Raw genomic sequence first — 4472 nt, 5'->3', positions numbered from 1 at the left:
CGATGTCCTGCGACATAACAACCGATGCTGTGCCGTGCATCGGTCGCTGGCCCGCAAAACTCGCTCGCGGCGGCGGCGGCGGCGGCAGAACCTGCTCACGACGGCCGGCACGGCGTCTCTCTCAAGTGGGCCACCACACCGGCCGGCACGGCGACCCTCTCAAGCGGGCCACTCCAACAGCCGGCACGGTGCCCTTCTCAGGAGGGCCACTCCAGGCGGGGCGTGTCCGGGCCGCGGTAGGGCTCGTCGCCGTAATGCTCCTGCAGGTCCGCGAGCAGCTGCTCCGTCTCGGCGAGCGCTCCTGCGTGGCCCGGATCTGCGACCACGTTGGTGAGCTCGTTCGGGTCGGCGACGAGATCGTAGAGCTCGTCCTCGACGGGCATGATGCGGTCCGACGAGCCCGGGCTGCCGAGCCCGTCGTTGTAGTAGCGGATGAACTTGTGGGTCTTCGTGCGCACGCCGTAATGGGCGGGCGCGTGATGCTCGGGGTCGTCGTGCTCCCAATAGCGGTAGTAGACCGACTGCCTCCAGCCCTCGACGCTCTCGCCGCGCAGCTGCGGCAGGAAGCTGCGACCCTGCTGCTGCGGGAGGTCCGACGGGGACCGCCCCGCGACCTCGAGCAGCGTCGCGGCGAAGTCCACGTTGGTGATCATGTCGGTGACGTGGGAGCCGGCCGGGACCCGCGCGGGCCAGCGCACCAGCATCGGCATCGTCAGCGACTCGTCCAGCATCAGGCGCTTGTCGAACCAGCCGTGATCGCCGAGGAAGAACCCCTGGTCGGAGGTGTAGATGACCACGGTGTCCTCGTCCAGCCCCTGCGTCTCGAGCCAGCCGAGGATCTCACCCACGGAGTCGTCGACGGCCTGCACGCAGCGCAGGTAGTCCCGCATGTACCGCTGGTACTTCCAGGAGGCCCGCTCACGGCCCTTCCCCTCGCCCTCGAGCTCGGGCGGCAGCTCGTCCTTGTAGTCCGTCGGCCGCAGATCATCCAGGTTCATCCGGACCTGCTGGACCACCTCAGCGCGGGTCGCGTGGTCGTCCCACATCGTCTCCGGCTCGGGGATCGTCCCGGCCTCGTACATCCCCTCGTACCGGGGGTGCGGGACCCAGGGACGATGCGGCGCCTTGTGGTGCACCAGCAGGCAGAACGGCCGATCGGGGTCACGCTGTTCGAGGAAGTCGAGGCTCTGCTGCGTGACGATGTCCGTCGCGTAGCCCTCGATGGTCTCCTCGCCGTCGGGTCCGATCATCACCGGGTCCACGTAGTCGCCCTGGTCGGGGAAGATCCGCCAGTCGTCGAAGCCGCGCGGCCGGGATCCCTCGGAGCGGCCCAGATGCCACTTGCCGAACAGTGCGGTCTGATAGCCGCAGTCGTGCAGGACTTCCGGGAACGTGGGCACCCGGTAGCCGAACTCGGAGTAGATCGACGGGGCGCGGTTGATGTGGCTGTAGGTGCCCGTGAGGATCGAGGCGCGCGAGGGCGTGCAGATGGAGTTGGTGCAGTACACCGCGTCCATCCGCGCCCCCTCGTCGGCGAGACGGTCGAGGTGCGGGGTGGTGTTGACCCTGCTGCCGTAGGCGGAGATCGAGTGCGCCGCGTGGTCGTCGGACATGATGAACACGATGTTGGGGCTGGACAAAGCAGATCTCCTCAAGGTTCCTGGGGCGTTGATGGTCCGGGGGTGCTCTCGGCGTGGTCAGGACCGCCGGGCGATCACCAGCGGGGGTGGATGTCCTTGCGCAGCAGATCGTCGTAGGTCTGCTGCACGGCTGCGTCGAACCGTGCGAGGACGGTCTGCTGCTCGGCGGTGGGGGCACTGCCAGCAGCTGCGTTGCGACGAGCCTGCTCTCCGCTGCTCGCACCCGGGATCGCCGCAGTGACGCCGTCCTGGGCGAGGATCCAGCGCAGCGTGGCCTCCGGCAGTGGCATCGCCCCGTCGAGGGCCTGCTCGAGCCGGGCCACGGCCTGCAGCCCCACCTCATACTCCACACCGGAGAAGGTCTCGCCCTGGTCGAAGGCCTCTCCCGCGCGGTTGAAGCTGCGGTGGTCGTTCGCCGCGAAGGTGGTGCCCGGGGAGAATTTGCCGGTGAGCAGACCGGAGGCGAGGGGCACTCGCGCGATGATCGCGACGCCCTTCTCGCGGGCCAGCGGCACCACCTCGTCCAGCGGCTTGAGACGGAACGGGTTGAGGATAATCTGGATCGAGGCGAGGTGCTCCCGCTCGAGACTGATCAGCGCCTCCTCGCAGGTCTCGACGCTGACGCCCCAGGCGGCGAGCTTCTGCTCGGCGACCAGGGCATCCAGCACGTCGAACACCCGGTCGTCGCGGTAGATCGCGGGCGGCGGGCAGTGCAGCTGCACCAGATCGAGCGTGTCCATCGCGAGGTTCTGCCTCGAGCGCTCCACCCAGGCGCGCAGGTTCTCCTCGGTGAAGGACTCCGGAGCGAAGGGCTCCGCCCGGCGGGACGCCTTGGTGGCGACGAACAGCGGGGCCGACGGGGACGATCCGCCGAAGGGCTCGTCGCCGTTCGCCTGAGATCCGCCGGCGTTCTGCCGCATCGCCCCGACCAGGCGCTCGCTGCGCCCGTCGCCGTAGACGTCGGCGGTGTCGAAGAACGTCACGCCCGCGTCGAGGGCGGCGCCGAGCACTCCCTGCGCAGACTCGTCGGAGACCTCGCCCCAATCGGCGCCGATCTGCCAGCAGCCCTGGCCGATCACGGACAGCGGGCGGCCCAGACGGGCGGGGGTGCGGGACTGCATGGGCATCGTTGACCTCGTTCTATAGGGCGCCGAACGTCAGCGCCGGCCTTCGCACCAGTGTTCCAGAACGGGGAAGCCAGCGCGGTCGTCCGCCGAACCATCAGCAGCTACCTTTGCCCACCCACCCATCGGAGCGGGACGGTGATGGTCTGTGCACTGTCTTCCGGCTCCGACCCCCAGAGTCGCAGCAGCGCCTCTTGCTCCGTCACGAGAAGCACCTCGCACGGCGATCCGGCTGCCCGCTCGCGTGCCCAGGCGATTGCGTCTTCGACAGATCCGACATCGGTAAGACACCAATCAGACGTGTTCCACCCGTAGAGCTCGTTCCGCCCGCGGATCCAGATCCGCACCAGGTAGCTACTCACGCGAGTCGGATCGTTCAAGGGTTCCAGATAAGCGGTGACTTCCATCGAGGCTCCTTTGTCCGCAGGCCGAGATCATTCGTCGGGCCCTCGAGAGGTTATGTCAAATGCGAGGGAAAGACGGAGCAGCTCTTGGGTGCGGCGTCGGGCCGGGGTCGGGGTCGGCCCCTCTTGCCAATCATGTGCAATGGCCGGGTTGTGGAACCAGGTGTCCCCCTTCGCTCATACGATGTGCTGAGCAGCCGTCTTATGCACAGGGAGCCGCATGTCCTCGCAGCCGTCGATCCAGGTCGTGGGCGCGATCATCGTCAGTGGTGGTCTTGTCTTCGCTGCACGTCGCAGCCCTGAGCGCAGTGCCGGCGGTCTGTGGGAGTTCCCCGGAGGCAAGGTGGAGCCCGGAGAGCATCCCACGGGAGCGCTGCACCGTGAGCTGACGGAGGAACTAGGCATCACGGTGCGAGTTGGGGAGCTGGCGTCGCGGCACACGACCCCGGTCGGCCTCACCCTCGTCGATCTGGCGTGCTACTGGACGGACTTGGAATCCGCGGCACCGACCGCGAGCACAGATCACGATCAGATGGGCTGGTTTGCGCCAGACGATTTAGCCGAACTCGAATGGTCGCCCGCCGATATTCCGATCATCCAGGACGCCTTCCCGCCCTCCACGCAAAAGCACCTGAGGAATCGATGAGCGAGACTCCCGCCCTTGACCCGGGGCTCTATGAGCTCTTGGTGACGACGGGGCTCGCCGCCACGCTTGGCGATCAGGCCCATGATGCGCACGATCGGACGTTCGCAGACGTCGACGCCGCAGACGCACCGCACGTCCTGACCCAACACTTGAGCACGGTCATCTCCAGAACTCTCTCTTCACTGCCCTTGGAGGAGCAGATCGACACTGCGAACCGTTTACTGCAGACGATTCCTGAGGTCGTAGAGGCCGAAACGGTGACATCTGGTCCCCAACTCCTCACGTCCGTCACAGCGCCCATGACGCCACCTCCGCTCCGGCCCTCGACACCTTTGGCGGACGTCGCACTGTTCACGAACTCCCGCAATGACCCGCAGCTGGGATCAGAACTTCGACTTGAGATGGCGAGCGCCGACCACATCGATCTTTTGTGCGCATTCGTGCAATGGAGCGGTATCCGCGTGCTCGAAAATTCATTGCGCGCTGCTGCCGAACGCGGCGTTCCCATTCGCGTACTAACGACGACGTACATCGGCGCCACCGATCGCCGCGCCCTGGATTACTTCGTCCGGGAACTCGGTGCCGAGGTGCGGGTCAACTATGACTCGCAGTCCACTCATCTTCACGCGAAGGCGTGGGTGGTGTCATAGCGTCGAAG

The 4472-nt window shown here is 66.8% G+C and carries 4 protein-coding genes; 2 read left to right on the top strand and 2 right to left on the bottom strand.

Annotation, left to right across the window (positions count from 1 at the left end; genetic code table 11):
- Positions 1 to 197: 197 nt before the first annotated feature.
- Positions 198 to 1640 (bottom strand): sulfatase family protein, encoded by a 1443-nt coding sequence (locus CIK71_RS15135; RefSeq protein WP_096166521.1) that lies wholly within the window; start codon positions 1638 to 1640, stop codon positions 198 to 200.
- 74 nt (positions 1641 to 1714) lie between these two features.
- Complete coding sequence (locus CIK71_RS15130; RefSeq protein WP_176485666.1) at positions 1715 to 2761, bottom strand: aldo/keto reductase; 1047 nt, start codon at positions 2759 to 2761, stop codon at positions 1715 to 1717.
- 627 nt (positions 2762 to 3388) lie between these two features.
- Between CIK71_RS15130 and CIK71_RS15120 the strand changes: the two genes are divergently transcribed.
- Both CIK71_RS15120 and CIK71_RS15115 read left to right on the top strand, forming a co-directional pair.
- Positions 3389 to 3814 carry a (deoxy)nucleoside triphosphate pyrophosphohydrolase gene (locus CIK71_RS15120; RefSeq protein WP_096166518.1) on the top strand — a complete coding sequence of 142 codons (426 nt, stop codon included), beginning with the start codon at positions 3389 to 3391 and terminating at the stop codon, positions 3812 to 3814.
- A complete protein-coding gene (locus CIK71_RS15115) occupies positions 3811 to 4464 on the top strand; it encodes a phospholipase D-like domain-containing protein (RefSeq protein ID WP_096166517.1) in 654 nt (217 codons plus the stop codon). The genes CIK71_RS15120 and CIK71_RS15115 overlap by 4 nt, the downstream gene beginning before the upstream one ends.
- Positions 4465 to 4472 lie beyond the last annotated feature (8 nt).

The organism is Brachybacterium alimentarium (genome assembly GCF_002332425.1).
GTDB classification, from domain to species: Bacteria; Actinomycetota; Actinomycetes; order Actinomycetales; family Dermabacteraceae; genus Brachybacterium; species Brachybacterium alimentarium.
The sequence above is the reverse complement of the archived record's forward strand: the minus strand, read 5'-3'. Positions and strand labels throughout refer to the sequence as shown.

What these genes read in the sequence shown, in the direction of transcription:
- CIK71_RS15130 (WP_176485666.1), bottom strand. Translation starts at nt 2,761, where the DNA reads ATGCAGTCCCGCACCCCCGCCCGTCTGGGCCGCCCGCTGTCCGTGATC.
- CIK71_RS15120 (WP_096166518.1), top strand. Translation starts at nt 3,389, where the DNA reads ATGTCCTCGCAGCCGTCGATCCAGGTCGTGGGCGCGATCATCGTCAGT.
- CIK71_RS15115 (WP_096166517.1), top strand. Translation starts at nt 3,811, where the DNA reads ATGAGCGAGACTCCCGCCCTTGACCCGGGGCTCTATGAGCTCTTGGTG.